The 1,893-nt window shown below is 73.9% G+C and carries 2 protein-coding genes; one reads left to right on the forward strand and one right to left on the reverse strand.

The features are described 5' to 3' along the window. Positions 1-283 precede the first annotated feature (283 nt). A complete protein-coding gene (locus ACFC1T_RS19195) occupies positions 284-484 on the reverse strand; it encodes a hypothetical protein (protein ID WP_360230161.1) in 201 nt (66 codons plus the stop codon). Positions 485-890: 406 nt separating this feature from the next. On the opposite strand from ACFC1T_RS19195, the gene ACFC1T_RS19200 reads away from it, so the two are divergent. Then, the coding region (locus tag ACFC1T_RS19200) for a serine/threonine-protein kinase (RefSeq protein ID WP_375890054.1) at positions 891-1,893 on the forward strand (1,003 nt) is incomplete at its 3' end.

The following is a 1,893-nucleotide window of genomic DNA, read 5'->3' on the forward strand; positions in this document are numbered from 1 at the left end:
GCACAGTAACGGCCGAGGCCGCGATCCGTCAGGGTCGCGGCCTCGGCCTCTTGCGTTCCGGGTTCGAGGAAGAGGGCGGAGAAGAGCCGCGTACGGTCGCCCTCACCGACGTCCGTACGCGGCGTCTCCGCCTGCCGGGGTGCTCTGCGCACCGCTCTCGCCCGTCCGCGTGTCATCGCGGCCCGCGGCCTCCCCGGCGGCACTGCTCCCCGTCCCCAGGGGAACAGTGCCCGTTCTGGTGTTCTCTGTTTCTCCTGACGGCTCCGCGGCCGTGCCGTCCGCCTCAGCGGCCGATCAGATCGGCCAGGGCCTCGGCCTGGTTCGCCATCTGCTCCCACCCGCCGAACAGCATCACCAGCAGCACGGCGCACGGCAGGGCCATGGCCAGCGCGACGGCGGGGTGCCGGGTGGGGCGCTCGGCGGACTGGGGCTGGATGAAGGGCGGTCGACGCCGGCGGGTGGTTCCCGTCTGCTGCGATGCCATGGCCCTGCTCCTGATCCGGTCGAGTTGGCGCGGTGGACGGCTTACCTCGGGGGACGAGCTCCCCGTCCACCGCTGGACACAACGCTATTGGCCGGGGGGCCTTTCGGGCGTCATGCCGTCGTACTGTTCCTCGGGCATCCCGGAGGATGACGCTCAGACTCAAGGCGTACTACCGGAGGGGGAGGAAGGTCGCGCACCGCCCCCGGGGGAACCCTGAGGGGCAACCCCGAGAGGCGATTCGGCACCCCTGTGACCTGCTGCTCAGCTCACGATCGGACAATCGCACGGCGGCTTGAGGTGTTGCGTATCAGCACACCGCAGCGGGCAGTCCGTAAGCTGTGCCGGACAGGAACTGACGATGCCCCAACCGACGGGGCCTCACCCACAGGCTGACGGGGAACGAGACATGGCGATGATGCGGCTGAGGCGTGAGGACCCCCGCATCGTCGGGCCGTACCGCCTGCACCGGCGACTGGGAGCCGGCGGCATGGGCGTGGTCTACCTCGGCTCCGACCGCCGCGGCCAGCGCGTCGCCCTCAAGCTCATCCGGGCCGAACTCGCCGAGGACCAGGAGTTCCGCACCCGCTTCGCCCGCGAGATCGCCGCCGCCTCCAGGATCCGGGGCGGCTGCACCGCCCGGGTCGTCGGCTCCGACATCGAGGCCGACCGCCCCTGGCTGGCCACCGCCTACGTCCCCGGCCCCTCCCTCTACAAGCGGGTCGGCGACGAAGGGCCGCTGAGCTGGCCCGAAGCCGCCCGGATCGGCGCCGCCCTGGCCGACGGGCTGGTCAAGGTGCACGAGGCCGGAGTCGTCCACCGCGACCTCAAGCCCTCGAACATCCTGCTCTCCCCGCGCGGCCCGCGGATCATCGACTTCGGCATCGCCTGGTCGCGCGGCGCCAGCACCCTCACCCACGTCGGCACCGCCGTCGGCTCCCCCGGCTTCCTCGCCCCCGAGCAGGTCCGCGGCGTCGCCGTCACACCGGCCACCGACGTCTTCGCCTTCGGCGCCACCCTCGCGTACGCGCTCACCGGGGACACCCCGTTCGGCTCCGGGGCGTCCTCCGAAGTGATGCTGTACCGGGTCGTCCACGAGGAACCCGACCTGTCCGCCGTCCCCCCGCCACTCGCCCCGCTCATCGGGGCCTGCCTCGCCAAGGAACCCGCCGAGCGGCCCGGTGCGGCCGCCCTGCACGAGCGGCTCAGCGAGCTGGCGGCCCGCGGCACGGCCGCCGCCGGCGGGCGCGGGGTCAGACGGGGAACCGCGGCCGCCGCACCCGCCGGTGCACCGCAGGCACCCCAGCACCCCCAGCACCCCCAGCAGGAGAACGGGCGGCCGGGCGTACCGGGCCCCGGGCGCTCACCCGAACCCGCCGCACCGGCCGCGCGGGCCCGGGCCGGTGCGGGCC

The organism is Kitasatospora sp. NPDC056076 (assembly GCF_042266305.1).
GTDB lineage: Bacteria > Actinomycetota > Actinomycetes > Streptomycetales > Streptomycetaceae > Kitasatospora.

Bases quoted from the DNA above. Each gene is read 5' to 3' on its own strand.
- ACFC1T_RS19195 (WP_360230161.1), bottom strand. From the start codon at position 484: ATGGCATCGCAGCAGACGGGAACCACCCGCCGGCGTCGACCGCCCTTC.